Genomic DNA, 20,235 nt, shown 5'->3' on the forward strand with positions numbered 1-20,235 from the left:
TAAGCGAAGAAATTATTAATTGTTGACTTGCGCTGATTCATTTATTTTTTTGAAATACTCATTGACCTCTTGCTTATAATAAGGATTCAATGAGGGTGGAACTGTTTTAAGTAGTTCTATTTGTTTGGTTTTTTCTTTCAGATATTCGTTGTAAGAACCGGGAGCGGTTTTGTTTTTATCTTTCGCACGTTCTGCCTCGCGCTGCTCATCTTGCTCCCGCTCGCGTAAAGCTTTTTCCGATTCAAGTAGACGGGTCATAATTTCTTTTTGACGCTTGATTAAATCTTGTGTAAGCCTGCGGTTTACCAAGTCTTCTTCTGTTTTTTCCATTTCTTCCAACAGTTTGGCGATATCTCCCCCACCGCCGTCTTTCCCGTTTTCTTTCTGTCCCTTTTTGTCTGTGGGTTTTCCTTCCGTGGCTTTGCGCAAGGCTCTGCGGATGAGCTCCTGCTGGGCTGCAAGTTTAGCCAATTGTTCGGACATCTCTTTGCCCGACTTACCGCTTTTCATCAGCTCTTGTATTTGCTGGTTGAGCGATTGTTGCATTTCGCTCATGTTTTGTTGCTGGCGGTCTTTTCGCTTTTTATTCACTAATTGCATACCGCCCATTTGTTGACCCATTTGCTGCTGCATTTGATGCAACACATCGTCAAGCATAAGCGCCAAGTTGTTAATGCTCCGCATGGCAAATTGTTGCTTGCCTGCTGCTATGTTGTTGTGGCGTTTTTTTATTTCTTCCAAACTTTGGTTGATATAGTCATTCATTTCGCTTACTTCGCGTGTAACGAACGACTTAATCTGAAATACGCGCTTAGAAAGTGCTATCAGGCTGTCTTCTACGATTTTTGCGTTGTCTTTAATTTTCAACTGCTGCTGTCCTAACTCTACAAATCGGGGGTCTTCCTGTCTGACACCTTTAAATTGTGTCATCAGGCTTTCTTGGTCAAAGGATAGTTTTACAAGGTTCTCTAATATTTGGCGCAAGGCATTGTAGTCTTCTACCTGTTGTTTAGCTTCGGCAGACTGCTGCATTTGCTGCATCTTTTGGCTCATTTGCTGCATCTTTTGCGCTGCATTGCGCTGCGATTCGGATGCTTTCTGATTTTGCTTTTGTTCTAACTGTTGGATACTTTCTTTTTGTTTTTGTTCAACTTGTTTTTGGTCATTTTTTAAGTCCTCCATTTGATTTTGTTGCTCCTGCTTTTGCAGTTCTTTTGCCAAATCTTCTATTTGTTTGAGGTCTTTTTGTTGTTGTTCAAATTTTTGATTGAGTTCTTCCTGTTTCTCTTTTAATTCTTGTTGTGAAAGGCTGTTTTCTTTTGTTTGTTCGGCTAATTCTTTTTGTTCTTTGCTGAGTTCTTGCAGGTTGTTAATGGCTTCTTTGGTTTTTTGTTCCATTTGCAGTTTTTTGAACATTTCGAGTGCGCGGTCTAATTCGCGAGCCATATTTTTCTCGCGTTTTTCCATTTCTTCAAGAATGTTCTGCAAATTATTTGGGTTTTGGAGTTCTTGTTGCAAAAGTTTGTTGAGCTCGTCATATAGCTTTTTACTTTCTTCATCCAACAACTCCTCCATCAATTGATTGAGTTGCTCGGCTTTCTCGGCAATTTCGCGGTCTCTTTCGCCAAAGCGCTCTTGTTTGCGATTCAGAATCTCATTTTCCTTTTGCAGTTGCTGAATTTCTTTGGTCAGTTCCTCGCGGCGCTTAATCAGTTCTTCCAGTGCTTGTTTGTCTTGCCAGTTGAGTTTCTTTTTGCCTTTCAGTCTGTCTTGTAATTCATTCAGGCTTTTTTTGAGTTCTTCGGCTTTTTGGAGTGCTTTTTCTATTTGGTTTTTAGCTGAGGAAGCCGATTTTTCAAGTTCTTTTGCAAATTCTTGTTTATCCGGAATGCTAAATTCTTGTACACTTGTTTTACTGCTTTTAGCACCGTTTACACCGTCATTGTCCCATACCTGCACAAAGTACTCGAGCTTGTCTCCTTGCGAAAGCCCGAAATTCTCAATGTTGAACTCTTGATAATATCCTTGGCTAATCAGATTCGGATTAAAATTGATTTTGATGCTATTGTATTGATTATCAGGGTTTTTTCCTTTTTTCAGCACTCTATACTTTAATTCCAGTCGGCTGATACCGTAATCGTCGGATATGTTGCCGGCAACTATGACAAAGTTGTAGAGGGCGGTATCTTTCAGTTGATTGAGATTAATGGTCGGATATTCATCGGGTATAACATTTAAGAAGTACTCAATCACATCCTTATTTTGGCTGTACCGATTTTTTAATTGTATGGTATATGGGGCAGATTGAATGGCTTTTTTAGTGAATTCAAAAGCATTGTTCCCGTTTTTGTTAGCCGGCATTAAACTGTCCGACTGAAATTTGACAAAGAGTTGCTCTGTTTGTTGGGTATTAAAAACCCATCTGATAATTGTTCCTTGCGGGACTATCAGGTTGCCTGTATTAGTGAGTTTTTCATCGGGTTTTCCCAAATACGCAGGATAGTCGAGAAACGCAGTGAAATTACTCATGTTAGGGCGCTCTTGTAACTTCAATAAATAGTCCTTGGAACTGAAGCCCGAAGCCTCTATGGAGAAAGGTATGTCTTTTTGTACGTTTTTAAAAGTGAATGTAAACTTATTGGCTGCGGCTTTATCCATTTTAATTCTTCTGTCTCCATAGAGCACATAGGCCTCCGACGGAATGGCCGTGCCAGTCAATTCTACCTCGAGCCGAAAGTCTTCATTTTTAAATACAACTAATTGATTTTCAGGTACTTGAAAGGTGAAAGGTGCTTTTGGGACAAAAGTTTTGGAATAGTAAATCAGGCGCGGGGTTGTCTCTGTAAAAAGTTGTGGAATAATTGCGGCAAGTAAAAGCAAAACTAAAACGGGGGGCAACACATATCGCAAGTAGCGTTTGTTTTGTGTGTAGTCTATAGCAGCCCGAAAGTCTATGGGTGATATAGCTTGTGCTTTTTGTTCAATGCTTGCCGTAATTAAGTCGGTTTGTGAGGCGCTGAGTTGTCCTAATTGCAGAATATTGAGCAGTCGGTCGCTTACTTCGGGAAAATATTTGCCTATTTGAACGGCAGCTTCTTCGTTGGTCAGCGGGCGATTGAGATTGAATAATTTCAGTATCGGAATCAATATCCATTGGTAGGTTGCAAAGCCGGCAAAAGAGAGGAAGGAAAAAAACAAGGTAGCACGCACCCACGAGTTGAAGTTGCCAACGTACTCGATGCTGTTTACCAACACAAACAACGCAGCCAAAGCACCGGTTGTCAGCATGAGGCCTTTCAGAAGCATATTTTTATAATACTTCTGTTTATACGCCTTTAGTTTCTGCTGAATTTGGTCATATAATTTGTTGGCAGACACCATATCCTTCATACGAAATGTGCAAAATTAAAGTTGCTTTGACCTGCTGAAATTTATTGATAAAATTTATAAAATGCACATATCTGCTCAATTTAAGGAGCGAAATTAAATCCTATTTGACTGAAAAAGCCATTACTTGCCAAATTAGTTCTGTAGTTTTGCTTTTTTAACAAATCATGAAAGGAAAAGTTGTTGTCATTACCGGTGGTTCTTCCGGCATTGGAAAGGCACTGGCCGAAGTTTTTGGACGCAAAGGCTCTCATGTTGTCATTACAGGAAGAGATGTAAATGCGCTGCGAGAAACGGAGCAATACCTTAAAAATCAGGGCATTAGCATAGTTGCTGTTCAGGCGGATGTTACGCTGCCGGCCGATAATGAGCGCATGGCAAAAGTTGCAATTGAAAAGTTCGGTAAGATAGATATATTAATTAACAATGCCGGTATTTCCATGCGGGCACTTTTTGAGGAGGTAGATTTGAACGTTGTTAAAAAGGTGATGGATATTAACTTTTACGGCGTTCTTTATGCTACTCAGGCTTGTCTTCCTTCCATTATTGCCAATAAAGGTTCCGTAGTAGGTATTTCTTCGATTGCAGGCTATCGCGGGTTGCCCGGCCGAACGGGATATTCTGCTTCCAAGTTTGCTTTACAGGGCTTTTTGGAGGTTCTGCGCACGGAAATGATACCTAAGGGCGTGCATGTGCTGACGGCCTGTCCCGGTTTTACAGCCTCTAATATTCGGATGCGCTCTTTGACAAAAGACGGCAGCCCGCAGGGAGAGTCCCCGCGCGATGAGTCCAAAATGATGAGTGCAGAGGAATGTGCGGAGCATATTTACAACGCTGTTGTAAAGCGCAAAAAAATACTGATACTCACGCTGGTGGGTAAACTGACGGTATTTATGAACAAATGGTTTCCCGGATGGATGGACACCATTGTGATGAAGTACATGGCTCAGGAAGCCAATGCTCCGCTCAAAGGTTGATTTAACAAAACGTTCATATCTCTTACCAAAAAGAAATATAGCTTTGAGGTAAGTTTTTCAGTTGGTATCGGCTGTGTGCAAACCTCATTTTTATGTTTGGACTCGAATTTTCTCTGGCAATAGTATTAGCCCTTTGCATACTTTGTGCCCTCGTTTTTGAATTTATTAACGGCTTCCACGATACGGCTAATGCGGTTGCCACTGTAATTTACACAAATTCTTTGCGGCCTGTTCCGGCGGTTGTATGGTCTGGTGTGTGGAATTTTATTGGTGTATTGACAGGCGGTATTTCCGTGGCAATGGCTATTATCAATATTTTACCGATTGATACGATTCTGGATACAGACGTAGGCCACAGCGTTGCGTTGGTGCTGGCTATTTTGCTGACTGCCATTTTCTGGAATCTGGGCACATGGTATCTCGGATTGCCTTGTTCCAGCTCGCATACGTTAATTGGTTCTATCATTGGCGCGGGGTTTGGCTATTCGCTGCTGAATGCGGATGTGGCAACCAGTGCGGTAAACTGGGGGGAGGCGCAAAAAATAGGCATGGCATTGCTGTTTTCGCCTCTGCTTGGCTTCGGCTTAACGGTTTTCTTAATGTTTTTACTGCGCTTTGTATTTCAGGCCGACAATAAAATTTTTAAAGAACCGCCCAAAGGCGAAGCACCTCCTTGGTGGATTCGCACCATCTTAATTCTGACCTGCACCGGTGTGAGCTACTCTCACGGCTCCAATGACGGCCAAAAAGGGATAGGTTTGGTAATGTTGGTGCTGGTAAGTTTTGCACCTGTTTACTTTGCACTCGATGTGAGCAAAGACAGCGCTGAATTGGGCAAAGGCCTTGCGCATTTTCAGCAAACCGTTCGGCAAATAGATTTGCACGAGCTGGCAAAAAGCGACAGTGCCAAACTTGCTTCCATCAACGGAAAGCTGACATGGATGCAAGGTGAGCTTACTAAATACGGTTCTTTGGAAAATTTGCCACAGAACGAACGGTTCGAGTTTCGCAAGTCCATCCTATTGGCAGAAAAGTTTTTCCGCGATGCAGAAAAGAACAATATGCCCGGTATCAGCAAAGAGCAATTGGCTTCCGTAAAGGCCGATATGAAGCTGATTACCCCATTTACCAATTATGCACCTGTATGGGTAATTCTTGCCGTAGCGCTGTCGCTGGGTTTAGGAACCATGGTAGGTTGGAAACGAATTGTAGTTACCATTGGCGAAAAAATAGGTAAACAACACCTGACCTATGCGCAAGGTGCAAGTGCCGAGATGGTAGCCGCCGGAACCATCGGGCTGGCATCTGCGCTGGGGCTTTCCGTAAGCACTACGCAAGTGCTTTCTTCGGGCATTGCGGGTTCTATGGTAGCTTCCAACGGCCTTAAAAACCTGCAAGGAGGAACTATTAAAAACATTCTGATTGCTTGGCTGCTTACCTTTCCGGTGTGTATGGCAGGCGCAGGAACTTTGTTCCTGATAATCAGATGGTTTATAGATTAGCCTTTAAAAACCGCAAAATACGGCTGCTCAAACTTGTCTGTTTGGGCAGCTTTTTTTATCTTCAACAATGGAAAATGAAGACCGCAACCTAAGGTTTTTGGGTGTATTTTTGCTCATTACTTTAGTTGTATCGTGCTGCCTTAATCCCCAAAATCTGAGTGGCAAGCCTCACTTTCACTATATACTGTTACAGCTTAATGTATTAATTATCACCTATCAATATGCTTGTTACCAAACGCAACGGGACAACCGAAACCGTCAGAATCGAGAAAATTACGGCTCGTATTGAAAAGCTTTGCTATGGGCTGGACATGAACCATGTGGATGTATTCCAGATTACACAGCGCGTTATACAGGGAATGTATGACAAAATAACAACAGTAGAGCTGGACAATCTGGCAGCAGAAACAGCGGCTTCCATGACAACCCGCCACCCTGACTATGCGGTACTTGCCGCCCGTATTGCGATTTCCAATTTGCACAAAGAAACCAGTAAGTCTTTTTCAAGTACTGTTAAAAGACTTTACAACTACATTGACCCCAAAACAGGCGAAAATGCAGCGCTGATTTCCAAAGAGGTTTACGAGGTAGTTCGGAACAATGCGGCACTTTTAGATTCTGTCATTATCTACGACCGCGATTTTAACTACGATTATTTCGGATTTAAAACGCTGGAACGCTCCTACCTGTTGCGCATGGATGGCAAAGTAGTGGAGCGCCCGCAGCATATGCTGATGCGTGTGGCCATCGGTATCCACATGAACGATATTGAGGCGGCCATCGAGACCTACAACTTGATGTCGGAAAAGTGGTTTACCCACGCTACGCCGACGCTATTCAACGCCGGTACGCCAAAACCGCAACTCTCATCTTGCTTCCTGCTAACCATGCAAGAAGACAGCGTGGACGGCATTTACGATACATTGAAGCAATGTGCTAAAATTTCACAGTCTGCCGGAGGTATCGGCTTGAGCATTCACAATATCCGCGCTACGGGAAGCTATATTAAAGGAACGAACGGTACATCTAACGGTATTGTGCCGATGCTCCGCGTATTTAATGATACAGCCCGTTATATTGACCAAGGAGGCGGCAAGCGAAAAGGTGCTTTTGCTGTTTATTTGGAGCCTTGGCACGCTGATATATTTGACTTTTTGCAACTCAAAAAAAACCATGGCAAAGAAGAACTCCGTGCCCGCGACTTGTTCTATGCCTTGTGGATACCCGACCTGTTCATGAAGCGCGTAGAGGCAGATGAAGAATGGTCGCTTTTCTGCCCCAATGAAGCCCCCGGCTTGGCCGATTGCTACGGAGAAGAATTTGAGCGCCTTTATGAACGGTATGAGCGCGAAGGCCGTGCCCGCAAAGTTGTGCGTGCGCAGGATTTGTGGTTTGAAATATTGGAAGCACAGACCGAAACCGGTGTGCCTTATATGCTCTACAAAGACCATTGCAACCGCAAAAGCAACCAGAAAAACTTGGGTACTATCAAGTCCAGCAACCTGTGTACGGAGATTATAGAATATACCTCTAAGGACGAGGTGGCTGTTTGTAACCTTGCTTCGCTGGCACTTCCCAAGTTTGTTCATGAAGGCAAATTTGACCATCAGAAACTCTATGAAGTTACCAAAGTAGTAACGCGCAACCTGAATAAGGTAATAGACATCAACTACTATCCGGTGGAAGAGGCGCGCCGCTCCAACATGCGCCACCGCCCGATTGGCTTGGGGGTACAGGGTTTGGCCGATGTGTTCATCATGCTGCGTATGCCGTTTGATTCGGAAGAAGCCCGCGGCCTGAACAGAGATATTTTTGAAACTATCTACTACGCTGCCGTAGAAGCCTCTATGGAACTTGCTCAGAAATACGGCACTTACGAAACCTATCAGGGGTCGCCCATGTCGCAAGGCTTGTTCCAGTTCGATATGTGGGGCGTAACGCCGTCTTCCGGCCGCTGGGACTGGGAGGGGCTTCGCAAAAAAGTGCTGGAGTACGGTGTGCGCAATTCGTTGCTGGTAGCACCCATGCCTACGGCTTCTACATCCCAAATTTTGGGCAATAACGAGTGTTTTGAGCCTTATACTTCCAATATCTATACGCGCCGCGTGCTTTCAGGAGAGTTTATTGTGGTGAATAAACACCTGATGAAAGACCTGATTCGCCTTGGTTTGTGGAATGAAACCATGAAAAACATGATTATTCAGGCCAACGGTTCCATCCAGCAGATTCCGGGCATTCCGCAAAACCTGAAAGATATTTACCGCACGGTGTGGGAGATTTCGCAGAAGGCTATTATTGAAATGGCAGCCGACCGAGGCCCTTATATTTGCCAAAGCCAAAGCCTGAATATCCATATTCAAGAGCCTAATTTCGGCAAACTGACTTCTATGCACTTTTATGCATGGAAGAAAGGCCTGAAAACCGGTATGTACTATCTGCGTACACGTCCCGCTGCCGATGCCATTAAGTTTACGGTGGACAAGGCTATGCTACAGCAGGTGCAGGGGCAATTGGAGAGTGTAGCAGCCGGACAACCTGTTACTACTACTTTTTACGAGAAAAAGTCCGTACCGACGGAGATGCTGCGCGCCACTCCTGCCACAACTAAGGAAGACTACGAGCAAAAGCGTCAGGATATGTCCTGCTCGTTAGACGACCCCGAGGGTTGTGAAGCATGCAGCGCATAGACACTTGCTCAATAAAAAAACTATAAACCCCGAAGAAAAGCATCGCTTCTTCGGGGTTTATTTTTATGGTAAATACCTGTCTGTCAGATGCAGATAGACTTACTGCTTCACGTCGCCGTTTTTGGATATTTTTACCACTAAATGGTCGGTAGTTTCGCCTTCATTGTAGCCGGCAATAATAAAGTCGCCGTTTACATCTTCTGCAATACCGTAGGCGCGCTGGTCGCCGTTGCCACCAATAGTTTTTCGCCACAGGGTTTTGCCCTGGTCGTCGAGGAGCATAACAAAGGCGTTATTCCCTTCTTTACTTGTATTTTCATTGTTGGCATCAGGTACGAATATATCCACATACCCTGCTACAACAATTTTACCGTCCTTTGTAGCCAATACGTCTAAGGCTTCGTCGGTGCTGGTGGTGCCCGTTGTGGTTTCCCATACCTTTGTACCTTTCGCATCGGTCTTTACAACCCATATATCGTGGCTGCCCTCTTTGGCAAAGGAGTAGGTATAACCGGCAAGTACAAATCCGCCGTCCTGTGTTTGAGCAATGGCATTGGCTTGTTCACCCATTTTGCCGCCATAGGTTTGTTCCCATGTTTTGAGGCCTTCTTTGTCAAGAGCTATCAGCCAGAAGTTCCAAGCCAGTTTACCTTGGTGGCGCACTTCTTTGCTGCCGACAATCATAAAACCGCCTTCTTTGGTGGCAATCACCTGTGCGCCCATTTCGCTATTATTAGGCAGCCCGAACTCACGTTTCCATGCCAAATCGCCTTTTTCGTTGGTTTTGATAAGTATGATATCCGATTTTCCGGTTGTGATTTTAGTGGCATTGGCAAGAATTACGAAACTTCCGTCTTCCAATTGAATAACGGAACGGGCTTCATCAATGCTGTCATCATCACCAAATATTTTTGCCCATTGGCGGTCGCCGTTTTTGTCTAATTTGATAGCCCATACGTCTTTCATGTCAGGGCCGCCACCATAGGAATCGGAAGAGCCGACTACCATAAAGCCACCATCGCGGGTTTCGCAAAGGGCGAAGGCTTCTTCTGTTTCCTGACCGCCATAGTTTTTGTCCCACACAACAGAACCGTTATTGTCTAACTTGACAATATTGAAGTTCATATCCATTGAGCCAACACCATAGGAATTAGACCTTCCGGCTACGACCACTCCGCCACCGGATTTCAGCGCCACAATGTCAGCGGATGCATCGTAATTTTTACCGCCAAAAACTTTGTAAAAGGCCGCCAATTGTTGCGGGCTGTTCAACAGAACATGCCACGGATTGGGAGAACTCAGCAGCATCAAAGCAAGTAAAACTATTGGCTTCATAAAGGATAGATTGTTCTGATGTTCAAACTATTAATGCGATAATCGGGAAAATATTGTGTGTTGATAAGGATGTAATAACTTCACAGGAAAATCCTTCGCAAAAATGGTGTCAAAATCGCTGTGTTATTCACTTTTGGGGCAAAACTTTCATCTGTTGCCCGAAAAAGCTATCTTTTGGGAGGAAGAACAAACACTGATTTTGTCTGATATTCACTTGGGTAAAGCCGGCCATTTCCGAAAGTCGGGGTTTGCCATACCGCAAGGTGTTCACCTGCACGACTTGGTTACGCTGGAAAGCATCATTGAACGCTGGCAGCCTGCAAAAGTACTGATTATCGGGGACTTATTTCATAGCGAATGGAATGCGGAGTGGTTACTTTTTTCCGATTGGCTCGAGCAGTTTACATCTGTTCGGTGGGTACTTGTCAAAGGGAATCATGATATTTTGCCTGCCGCTGCCTATCGGTTGAGTTGCCTGCAAATCGTAGCCGATAAATGGGAGAGTTATCCTTTTGTTTTTACCCATGAGCCTGTTGAGCCGGCGGGCGAATGGTATAACATTAGTGGGCATATCCATCCTGCCGTGCGCCTAACGGGGCGGGGGCGACAACATTTGGTATTGCCTTGTTTTTACTTTGGCTGCCGCAATGGCATTTTACCTGCGTTCGGCAAATTTACCGGTATGGCAACCATTCAGGCAAAAACAGGTGACACGGTATTTGTGATAAGCGCCGGCGGCGTAACCCGCGTCTGTTAAAATCAGCATAACTTTGCAACTATGGAAAACCGCGAAATCCGCAAATGGGAAGACATCCTGCAATGGGTAGCCGTTGCATTGGGACTTTTGTGTATCAACCTGTTTATCAGTAGCTTTTTCTTTCGGCTTGATTTGACAGAAGACAAACGCTATTCCATTGCGCCCGGCACCCGCCAATTGCTCGAGAATCTGGACAACAACATCTACGTAGAAATATACTTGGCCGGCGAGCTGAATGCCGGATTTAAACGCCTGCAAGCTGCCATTCGGGAAACACTGGAAGAATTTAACGCTTACAGCAACAATAAAGTCCAATATCGGTTTATTGACCCCGAGTCGGCAGGCAACCCTGAGCAGCGCGGTGCGTTCCAGCGAGAACTGATTAATGCGGGCATTCAGCCGACTAACTTGTTTGAAAACGTGGATGGTAAGCGGATTCAACGCCTGATTTTCCCCGGTGCGATTGTTCGTTCGGGTACGCGACAGGGAGCGGTTAATCTGCTCAAAGGCAATTTGGCAGCCTCGGCACAAGAGCGGCTCAACCAATCGGTAGAAAGTGTAGAGTTTGAACTTGCCAATGCCATCAAAAAAGTTACCCGACAACAAAAACCCCGCATAGCGCTTATTCAAGGACATTCGGAGCTTAACAGCCTGCCCATAGGAGACCTCAAACTGAGCATGGATGAACATTTCATTACCGAAGAAGTCCGATTGGATAATGACAGTGCGCTGGCAAACTATCAGGCGGCTGTTATTATTCAACCGAAAGTGCCTTATACCGAAGCGGAAAAATTTCGTTTAGACCAATTCATTATGCGCGGCGGCAAAGCGCTGTTCATGCTGGATATGGTACAGATGAACTTAGACAGTATTGCCATTGGCGGCGCTTATGCTTTCGGCTACGATTTAAATCTGGACGATATGCTGTTCCGCTATGGGGTACGTGCCAATATGGATTTGGTTCAGGATATGCAAATGGGTACGGTTATCGTCAATGTGGGGCAGTTTGGCAATGCTCCTAACCTGCAACCTGTTCCGTGGCCGTATTACGTATTGGCCAATCAGTTTGGTAAACACCCGATTACCCGCAACCTGAATGCGGTTTATACCAAGTTTACGGGCAGTATAGATACGGTCAAATCCAAAGGAGAGGTCAAAAAAATTCCTTTGCTGATGACCAACCAGTATTCCCGTATTCGCCGTGCACCTACGATTGTGAGCTTAGACGAGCTGAAAAATGATATGGAGCCTGCCAAGTTTAATCAAAGCCATATTCCGTTGGCTTACTTGCTGGAAGGCCGTTTTCATTCGCTTTTCCGCAATCGGTTTGCACCCGAAGGCATTGCCGAAGGAACAAAAGTGATTCAAGAAAGCGTTCCTACGCAAGTGGCAATTATTGCTGACGGCGATGTGGCGGTGAATGAACTAGACCGCCGCTCTCAGCAGCCGCTGCCGCTCGGCTTTGACCCTGTTACCAAGCAGACTTTTTCCAACAAAGACCTGATTATGAATACTTTACTGTACTTCACTGATGAAGATGGACTGCTCGAGGCAAGGTTGAAGGAAGTGCGTATTCGCCCATTGGATAAAATCCGTTTGACGGATGAGAAAACGCAATGGCAGGCATTGAATCTTGTTTTACCGTTACTGCTGACAGCCGCTTTGGGGGGGATGTGGTACTATGTACGCAAAAAACGCTATGAGAAAGTTTAAGGGGCTTAATTTTTTAGGGCTATTGTTGTGGATGGCTTTGCTTTGTTGGCAATGCACGCCACAGGAAGACAATCAGCCCATGCCGCCCTTGCCCGATGCGACCAATAACAATACCGACAAAAAAATCGCTTATCTCTCCAAACTTATTCAGGACAATCAGGCCAATGCAGAGGTTTTTTACCAACGTGCCACGCTGAATTTGTCTATCGGCAAAGAGAATCTGGCCTTGATTGATATTGACCGTGCGCTGGCACTTAAAAACAATGAACCCAACTACTATTGGGTGCGTGCATTGGCCTTAGACCAAAGGTCGGATTTTGCAGGTGCACTGACGGCTGCGCGCAAGGCCGAAAATATGAATTTGGAGAAGGGCATACAGCCTGCCCCGAACACCTTTAAATTGATGGGCAAATGGCATTATCTGCAAAAAGATACTGCCGCTGCCCGTCGCTACCTCGTTGCTGCGCAGCAATCTTTCCCCGACCATGCCGAAGTGTACTACTACTTAGGCTTGCTGAGTAAAGATGCCGGCGACTCTGTACGCACTGTCGGCAATCTGCGGACTGCCATTGGTTTGCAACCTAACTATCCCGAAGCCTACGCGGCTTTGATAGATTTCTACAAAAAACGCGGCAGTCGTCGCTGGGCTACTGCCGTTGCCGCAGAAGCCGTAGAGCAATGCCCCAATCAGCCCAAACTCATGGAGGCCTATGCCGATATGCTTATGCTTGGGGAGGAGCGCGAAGCAGCCGCCATGCAATGGTATCAGCGGGCAGCCGACCTGCAACCCGACAATTGGCGGTTGCACTACATCGTTGGGATGTACCACCAGCGCGAGCGACACTACAACGAAGCGGAGAAATACCTGAAAAATGCGCTTGCCAATAAGCCGGACTTGGAAAAAGCCCTGTACAGCTTGGGAACGATTTACGAATACCAGCGCAAAAACCTGCCCGATGCTTTGGCACAATACGAACTTGCGGCCAAAATTACGCCCTACGATACAACCGTTACCTATTCGGTGCGGCGCGTGAAAAAGAAAATTGCTTACGAAGAATACAAGCAATCGCCGCAATACATACTTGACCAAATGCGCAAACGCAAGGAGGAAGAGGCCGCCCGACTGCTGCAACAACAACAGAATCAGTAAGCCAAGTTTGAGATTTTAAATCCCCTATCCTACATCCACGCCTTCAACACCGACTTTTGCACTTTGCCCATCGCATTGCGCGGCAGTTCGTCCACAACATGCCATTCGGTCGGTTGTTTGTAGGGCGCTAACTGTGTTTTGAGCCATTGCTGAACGTCGGGGAGCGCCGCGGGGTCGGTAAGTACCACAAAAGCCGCTGCCTGTTCGCCCTTTTCGGGGTGCGGCAAGCCGACAACCGCACAGGCTTGCACGGCAGGATGTGCCAAAATCGTATCCTCAATTTCTAAGGCAGAAACCTTATAGCCGCTGATTTTCAGAATGTCAGCCGAAAGCCGCCCCATGATTTTGTAGTTGCCGTCCGCATCGCGTTGTGCCATATCGCCCGTGCGAAACCAGCCGTCGGGGGTGAAACTTTGTGCCGTTGCTTCGGGGCGTTGCCAATAAGCCCGGAACAGCGTCGGGCTTTTCACCTGAATTTCGCCCATGGCTTCGGCAGCGGTCTGAACTTCGCCGTTTTCATTCACCAAGCGCACCGATACGCCCGGTAGCGGCTTGCCGACAAAACCCGCCTTGCGCTCACCTGCCAGCGGGTTGGAAATAGCCATACCGATTTCGGTCATGCCGTAGCGTTCCAGCAGGAAATGCCCCGTGATTTCCTGCCAGCGTTGCAGCACGGGCACGGGCAGCGCCGCCGAGCCCGATACCATCAGGCGCAACTTGTAGGCTGCCGCCGAATATTCGGCTTGCACGGTTTGGGGTGCTTGTTCCCAATACTGAATCAGCCGCTGATAGACCGTCGGGACAGCCATAAACAGCGTCGCCGAAGGTTGTTTAAACCATTCCCATACTTCCGCCGCATCAAATTTGTTTCGCAAAAGGCAGTGCGCACCGTTCCAAAGTGCACAGCAAAGGATGTTTATCAAGCCGTGGACGTGGTGCAGCGGCAATATGTTCAGGATTTCATCGTCCGCCTGCCATGCCCATGCATCGGAAAGCGATTGTATTTGCGCCGCAATACTTGCGTGCGTATGCACCGCACCTTTGGGTTTGCCCGTTGTGCCGCTGGTGTAAATCATTAGCGCGGGCGAGTGCTCATCAACGGCACAGGGGGCTGCGGGCTTTTCCGCCGATTGCTGCGCGGCAAAATCGGCTTGCACAACAATTGCAGGCGGATGAGGCAACATCGCCGCCGCTTCGCGAATGCCCGATTCGTATTGCGGATGTACCCAAACCTGCGGGCAGCCCGTATCAGAAAGCACATAAGTCCACTCTGCGGGCGGATGCGTAACGCACAGCGGCACGGCAATTCCCCCCGACTGCCATATGCCAAGCAGCACCGCCGCGTAATCAAAAGACGAGGGATAGAGGAAGCAAATCGGCCGGCCTGTTACATCGCCCAAGCGGCTGCTGACCGTATCGGCTGCCGTTGCAAGTTGTGCATAGGTGTAAGTGCCTTGTGTATCGCTCAACGCCTGCCTTTCGGCAAACTGCCGCAATCGGGAAAAAAATTGGAGGGGTTGCATATGGTGGTATTTTGGCTATGGTAGCTGCAAAACTATTTTGAGTTGCGTGTTCAGTCAAACAAAAGCACGCATCATTGTATTTTTGCCCACAATGGATGCGCCGAAAAATACGCCCGAGTTGCCGCCCGATTACTACCTGCATTATTTCCGCTATGTGCTGGATTTTGTCGGGCAGCGCTATGCCGATTTTGCCGATGAAGCAGCACGGCAGTTTGAGGCAACTTTTCGGGCACTTTCCTACGAGGCGCAGTGCCTCTATGTGCGGATAGCCAACCGAAAGCCCGTTTTTTTCCTGCCCGAAGACCTGCATTACCCCGAAATCGGCGACCTAGCGGCAGCACTGGAAGAATTGCACAAAAACAAGTTGATTGAGCGCGTCATGCCGCTTGCCATCGCCGATGAGTTGCTGCGTGCCGAGGCATTGGAAAGCCTGACCAAAGCACAATTGGAACAACTTTGCGCCACCCTTGACGAGCCGCCGCCGTTTGCGCCCAAAAAAGCCCGCAAAGCCGACTTGCTGAATTTTTTACACGGTTGGCAGGGCAATTTTCAGCCGCATTTTGAATTGATTTGGCAGATTTCGGAGCGGGAAGTTGCCTTCTGGAAGTTCCTGTTTTTCGGCAATCTGGAACAGGAAAATATGTCGCAATTTGTCATCCGCGACTTGGGCAATGCACAGTTTCATGATTGGGACGAAACGCAGCTTTCTGCGCTTGCACATTCCGCACAGGAAGCACAGGAGCATTTTGCTGTGCATTGGAACTACCGCTTTTTTAAGCGATTGGTGCAATACAGCGTTCCGCCGCAGGCTGTTTTTGAATGGTTTGATGCCTTGCCTAAGCCTTCGTTTTCATTTCCTGTTTTTGATAAATTTTGCTTGCGGCTTGGCGAGTGGTTAGAAAAAAACAAACTGCCCGATGAGGCGCTGGCAGTTTACCAATACACCGAAAAGCCGCCATCCCGCGAGCGTCGGGTGCGCATTCTGCACCGCCGTGGCGATACCGACGAGGCGCTGGCACTTTGCCTTGTAGTAGCAGAAAACCCGCAAACAGCCGATGAACAACTGTTTGCACAGGATTTTATCCGCCGACACACACAGGGCAAAGGCACTTTCCGCAAAACCGTAACGGAGCAGTTGCTCAATGCGCCTGCCATCACAGTAGATGCAGGGCACAAAAATTATGTGGAGGGCGGAGTTGTGCGCCATTATCTGGAACAGGGTTTCTGTGCTGTCCACAGCGAAAACTACGTGTGGCGCGGGCTCTTCGGGCTGATGTTGTGGGAGGTGATGTATGACAGTCCGCAGTTTGTTCACCACCCTTTGCAGCGCCACCCGACCGACTTGTTTCATACCGATTTTTACCGCCACAGGCAAGCTGCGATTCATACGCAACTCAACCGCTTTACCGACAGTGCTGCGGCATGGGCTTATGCGGAACAGGTTTATCGGCAGCAGGAAGGCATGGTCAATGCTTTTATCGGCTGGCACGAGGCTTTGTTGCCGTTGGCGGAATTGTACTTTTCCCGTATGAGCTGGGAGCAAATCCGCGAGGTACTGCTGCAAATTGCCCGCCACCCGAAGGAAAATGCACGCGGCTTCCCCGATTTAACGGTGTGGAGCGAAACCGACTTTTTCTTTGTGGAAGTCAAATCGGAAAATGACCAACTTTCGGCGCAGCAGTATTTCTGGCTGCAATATTTCAATCGGCTGCAAATTCCTGCGCAAATTTTGCGGGTTTGCTTTTCGGCATAGTCTAATTGACGGCTTTGTCGTACTTTTGTGGCTGTATTTCAATTTTTTACATTACCACACATCATTTTTTCGTAATTTTGCCTTATGGAACAAGCCTATAATATCCTTCTGTACTATTGCTATACGCAGATAGAAGACCCCGAAACTTTCAGGGACGAGCATCATGAATTGTGCTTGTCGCTCAATCTGCGCGGGCGCATCATTGTGGCTGCCGAAGGGCTGAACGGAACAGTTTCCGGCCTGAAAGCAGATACGGAACGCTACATGGAAGCAGTAAAGGCTGACCCCCGTTTTGCTCATATTGATTTCAAAGTTGAGCCTTACCACAAACATTCTTTTGCCAAGTTGCATGTGCGCGTAAAACCCGAAATTGTTCATTCCGATTTGCACCACATCAACCCGAATCAAAGAACAGGCATTCACCTTTCGCCTGCCGAGTTTAAAAAACTCAAAGATGCGGAAGATGTGGTGATTCTGGACGTTCGGTCAAACTACGAACACGCGGTAGGTAAGTTCAAAAATGCCGTTACGCTGGATATTGAAAACTTCCGCGATTTCCCGCAAAAAATCAGTGAGTTAGAGCAGTACAAAGGCAAGAAAATCATAACCTACTGCACGGGCGGCATCAAATGCGAGAAGGCAAGTGCCTTTTTGTTGGAACAAGGCTTTGAAAACGTGTATCAGTTGCACGGCGGCATTATCAAATACGCCATTGAGGAGGGCGGCGAAGACTTTGAAGGCAAATGCTACGTATTTGACGGGCGCGTGATAGCGGACGTGAATAAGGTAAATCCCAAAGTGATTTCTACCTGCTACGTTTGCGGCACAGCGTGCGACCGCATGGTCAATTGCGCCAATCCGGACTGCAACGTTCACGTACCGATTTGCGAAAAATGCGGTTGGGAAATGGAAGGTGCTTGTTCGGCAGAGTGCAAGTCGCACCCCAAAAAACGCCCTTACGACGGCACTGGATACTACGTGAAGGAGTCTAACGGGTACAACCCCTTCCTAAATGCCAAACGGGCTAAGAAAAACCAATCCGCTGCCAACTGCCTTACCGAAGAGGTCTGAAATCAGTTTTCATAAAGCAATGAATGCCATCCCATGATTTACGGGATGGCTTTTTGTTTGGGCATATGCGCTTTTAAATTTCTAAAAATCGGTCATCAGGTTGAAGAAAAAACCTCTGTCTCCTTCCCTGTTTAAAGCATACTCAAAACGCAGCACGGAGGTATTATACAGTACAAGGTCTAAACCTGCACCTGCACCTGCCAGCCATCGGTTGGTCAGCCGTTTGTTTTCCATGCTTACATAAGGATTATCCACATAGCCTGCATCGGCAAAAGTTTTCAGATAAACTGCTATCGGAATAGATTTGAACTGCTCCAATGGAATTACATCGCGCAGGAAGTGGTCATTGGCAAATACCCGCCAGCGCAGCGTATTTTTCCAGACACCATAGCGAGGCCCGTCAACTACGTATAAATCGTAGCCGCGCACGAAAGTACCACTGTAGCCAAAACCTCGCATTTCGGCAAAAGGCACACGCAGCGGAAAAATCAGTTGCCCGCGCAGGCTGGTTGATAAATAGAGAGGTTTGGCCAATTGCAGAAATCGGGCGTAAATAATTTTAAAGTCAAACAGATTCAAATCATCGGCAGCGCTTAATCCTTTTTGCAGTGCCGTAATTTGTAAATACCGGCCTTTCAGCGGATAGTTCGCCATATCGCGCAGGTCGCGGTTGAAAACGTAGGCAATCTCAAAATAGCGCTGTCGGTTAGCACCATTCAGGAAATACTCGGGGTTCAGGCGTACAATGGTATCGGCGATGTGGTGGTTGTGATAGCGCAACTCGAAAAAATGCGTATTGTAAAATTGGCTGCGTTTAAAAATGGCAATATCGGCCGTAAAGCGGCTGCGCAAAATTTCTTCCGAACGCACAAACACAAGTCGGTTATCGGCTGTGCCATAGGCCAGATTTTTATTGTTGTCATACAAAAACCGGAAATTCATACCGGTTGTCTGTTTTTTATCTAAATAAGGAATGTTGTATTCCAGTTCAAACTTGCGGGTAAATCCTAATTGAAAAGTCAGTTTCAAATCTTCATTTCTGCCTCGCACATTTTGCTGAGAGAATCGAATGCCATAAATCAGGCGGTCTAAATCGCGTCCGCGCTGTTGCCACCATTCATTAAAATTTCGGTCGGCAAGTTCTATGTAAGGGATGGGATACACATACCATTTTTCGGTTACAGTCACTATCAGGTCTATGGTATCGCCCGCTACGGGAAAATAAAATACTTCTGCCAGCACAAACAGATTGGTGTTGAATATTTTACTGGCCTCTTTTTGCAAGGTGGTCTGGATATTATGCTTAGCGATTTTATCGCCCGGTTTGTAGGCCAATTCCCGCAGGATAATGCGGTCAATAGTGCGTTTGTTGCAATCTACGAATACGTCTCTAATCAGGAAACTGTCTGAATCGGCTAAACTGTCGGTAACGGTTGGGTATCTTTCAAATGGGGGCAAACTACTGTCAGCCCAAAGTTGATGTACTCCCAAAAAACAACTTAAACCGACTGTTAATAGTAAAATAATGCGCCTCATCTGAATTTATGGACATACTCTGCACAAATTTGCATACTTTTATTTCCTTGCGGGGAAGAATTAAGAATAATTAACCCGCGGGTTTTGTGTTAATAATAGTGAAAAAAGAGAAGGCCATATGTTTCGCTCTAAGTTTATAATAGCTGTTGCTGCGATGGGCTTATCGTTAGCTGCTTGTGATACAAAGCCGTTAGAGCCGCTGAATCCGCAAGAAGGCACGGAATATTTTCCGCTGGAAAAAGGGCGATTTGTGTCCTATAATGTCAGGCAAACCAATTACAGGCTGAACCAACCGCCTGAGGTCATTACTTTTCAGTTAAAAGAAGTCATCAGCGAACCCTACATAACCCCTGCCGGCGAGCAGGCATGGCGCGTGGTTCGCTATCGCCGTGCCGACGGCAGACAAAATTGGGAAATTATTAACGTTTGGACGGCGCGAAAAACAGCGACCTTTGCCATGAGAACCGAAGAAAATATCCCTTATTTGCGTCTTGTTTTTCCTGTTCGGGTAGATAAAACATGGAACGGCAACCAGTACAATACGCTCAGCCGTGAAAATTACCGCATTACCGATATTGGCAGTCGCTATTTGGTAGACGGAAGACCATACAATGAAACCCTTACAGTTTTACAACGTAACGATTCTACGCTTGTGGGCAAAGACAAACGCATGGAAGTATATGCTCCTGATATCGGGCTTATTTACCGCATTTCAGAGCAGGTGGCCTACTGCCAAGACAGGACGCAAAACTGTGTCGGTCGGGCAATTATTGAAAGCGGCACCATTACAGAACAGCGCATTTTTGACAGCGGCATAGAGCGCAACTAACCAATATTATTCAGA

General features: G+C 46.6%; 13 protein-coding genes. 9 read left to right on the forward strand and 4 right to left on the reverse strand.

Features of this window, described 5'->3' with window-relative positions; genetic code table 11:
* Positions 1-15: 15 nt before the first annotated feature.
* Positions 16-3,306 carry a DUF4175 family protein gene (locus tag NDK19_RS04560; protein ID WP_250630667.1) on the reverse strand — a complete coding sequence of 1,097 codons (3,291 nt, stop codon included), beginning with the start codon at positions 3,304-3,306 and terminating at the stop codon, positions 16-18.
* Between the two features lie 248 nt (positions 3,307-3,554).
* Here NDK19_RS04560 and NDK19_RS04565 point away from each other — a divergent pair, with 248 nt between their 5' ends.
* The 3 genes from NDK19_RS04565 (at position 3,555) to NDK19_RS04575 (ending at position 8,553) form a co-directional block, all read left to right on the forward strand.
* Positions 3,555-4,364: an SDR family oxidoreductase gene (locus tag NDK19_RS04565; RefSeq protein WP_250630668.1), complete on the forward strand. Its 810-nt coding sequence runs from the start codon at positions 3,555-3,557 to the stop codon at positions 4,362-4,364.
* Between the two features lie 92 nt (positions 4,365-4,456).
* Positions 4,457-5,866 (forward strand): inorganic phosphate transporter, encoded by a 1,410-nt coding sequence (locus NDK19_RS04570; RefSeq protein WP_250630669.1) that lies wholly within the window; start codon positions 4,457-4,459, stop codon positions 5,864-5,866.
* 221 nt (positions 5,867-6,087) lie between these two features.
* On the forward strand, positions 6,088-8,553 hold the full coding sequence (locus tag NDK19_RS04575) for a ribonucleoside-diphosphate reductase subunit alpha (protein WP_250630670.1): 2,466 nt from the start codon (positions 6,088-6,090) through the stop codon (positions 8,551-8,553).
* Positions 8,554-8,652: 99 nt separating this feature from the next.
* Here NDK19_RS04575 and NDK19_RS04580 read toward each other — a convergent pair whose 3' ends face one another.
* Positions 8,653-9,888, reverse strand: a complete 1,236-nt coding sequence (locus NDK19_RS04580; protein ID WP_250630671.1) for a hypothetical protein — start codon at positions 9,886-9,888, stop codon at positions 8,653-8,655.
* 103 nt (positions 9,889-9,991) lie between these two features.
* Between NDK19_RS04580 and pdeM the strand changes: the two genes are divergently transcribed.
* From pdeM to NDK19_RS04595, 3 genes are read left to right on the forward strand one after another with little or no spacing between them, the layout of a single operon-like run.
* Complete coding sequence (gene pdeM, locus NDK19_RS04585; protein WP_250630672.1) at positions 9,992-10,645, forward strand: ligase-associated DNA damage response endonuclease PdeM; 654 nt, start codon at positions 9,992-9,994, stop codon at positions 10,643-10,645.
* A 21-nt stretch (positions 10,646-10,666) separates the two neighbouring features.
* Positions 10,667-12,358, forward strand: coding sequence for a gliding motility-associated ABC transporter substrate-binding protein GldG (gldG, locus tag NDK19_RS04590; RefSeq protein ID WP_250630673.1), 1,692 nt, complete (start codon positions 10,667-10,669; stop codon positions 12,356-12,358).
* A complete protein-coding gene (locus NDK19_RS04595; protein ID WP_250630674.1) occupies positions 12,345-13,508 on the forward strand; it encodes a tetratricopeptide repeat protein in 1,164 nt (387 codons plus the stop codon). Before gldG ends, NDK19_RS04595 begins: the two co-directional genes overlap by 14 nt.
* Before the next feature lie 29 nt (positions 13,509-13,537).
* On the opposite strand, the gene NDK19_RS04600 is transcribed toward NDK19_RS04595, so the two are convergent.
* Entirely contained in the window at positions 13,538-15,031 is a 1,494-nt protein-coding gene (locus NDK19_RS04600) for an acyl-CoA synthetase (RefSeq protein ID WP_250630675.1), read from the reverse strand.
* A gap of 46 nt (positions 15,032-15,077) precedes the next feature.
* On the opposite strand from NDK19_RS04600, the gene NDK19_RS16955 reads away from it, so the two are divergent.
* Positions 15,078-16,784: a VRR-NUC domain-containing protein gene (locus tag NDK19_RS16955; protein ID WP_250630676.1), complete on the forward strand. Its 1,707-nt coding sequence runs from the start codon at positions 15,078-15,080 to the stop codon at positions 16,782-16,784.
* An 84-nt stretch (positions 16,785-16,868) separates the two neighbouring features.
* On the forward strand, positions 16,869-17,855 hold the full coding sequence (gene trhO, locus NDK19_RS04610; RefSeq protein ID WP_250630677.1) for an oxygen-dependent tRNA uridine(34) hydroxylase TrhO: 987 nt from the start codon (positions 16,869-16,871) through the stop codon (positions 17,853-17,855).
* Positions 17,856-17,936: 81 nt separating this feature from the next.
* Here trhO and NDK19_RS04615 read toward each other — a convergent pair whose 3' ends face one another.
* Positions 17,937-19,313: a BamA/TamA family outer membrane protein gene (locus NDK19_RS04615; protein ID WP_250630678.1), complete on the reverse strand. Its 1,377-nt coding sequence runs from the start codon at positions 19,311-19,313 to the stop codon at positions 17,937-17,939.
* A gap of 196 nt (positions 19,314-19,509) precedes the next feature.
* On the opposite strand from NDK19_RS04615, the gene NDK19_RS04620 reads away from it, so the two are divergent.
* Positions 19,510-20,220, forward strand: coding sequence for a hypothetical protein (locus NDK19_RS04620; protein WP_250630679.1), 711 nt, complete (start codon positions 19,510-19,512; stop codon positions 20,218-20,220).
* The last annotated feature ends 15 nt before the right edge of the window (positions 20,221-20,235 follow it).

It is taken from the genome of Rhodoflexus caldus (assembly GCF_021206925.1).
In the GTDB taxonomy this organism is placed as follows: domain Bacteria; phylum Bacteroidota; class Bacteroidia; order Cytophagales; family Thermoflexibacteraceae; genus Rhodoflexus; species Rhodoflexus caldus.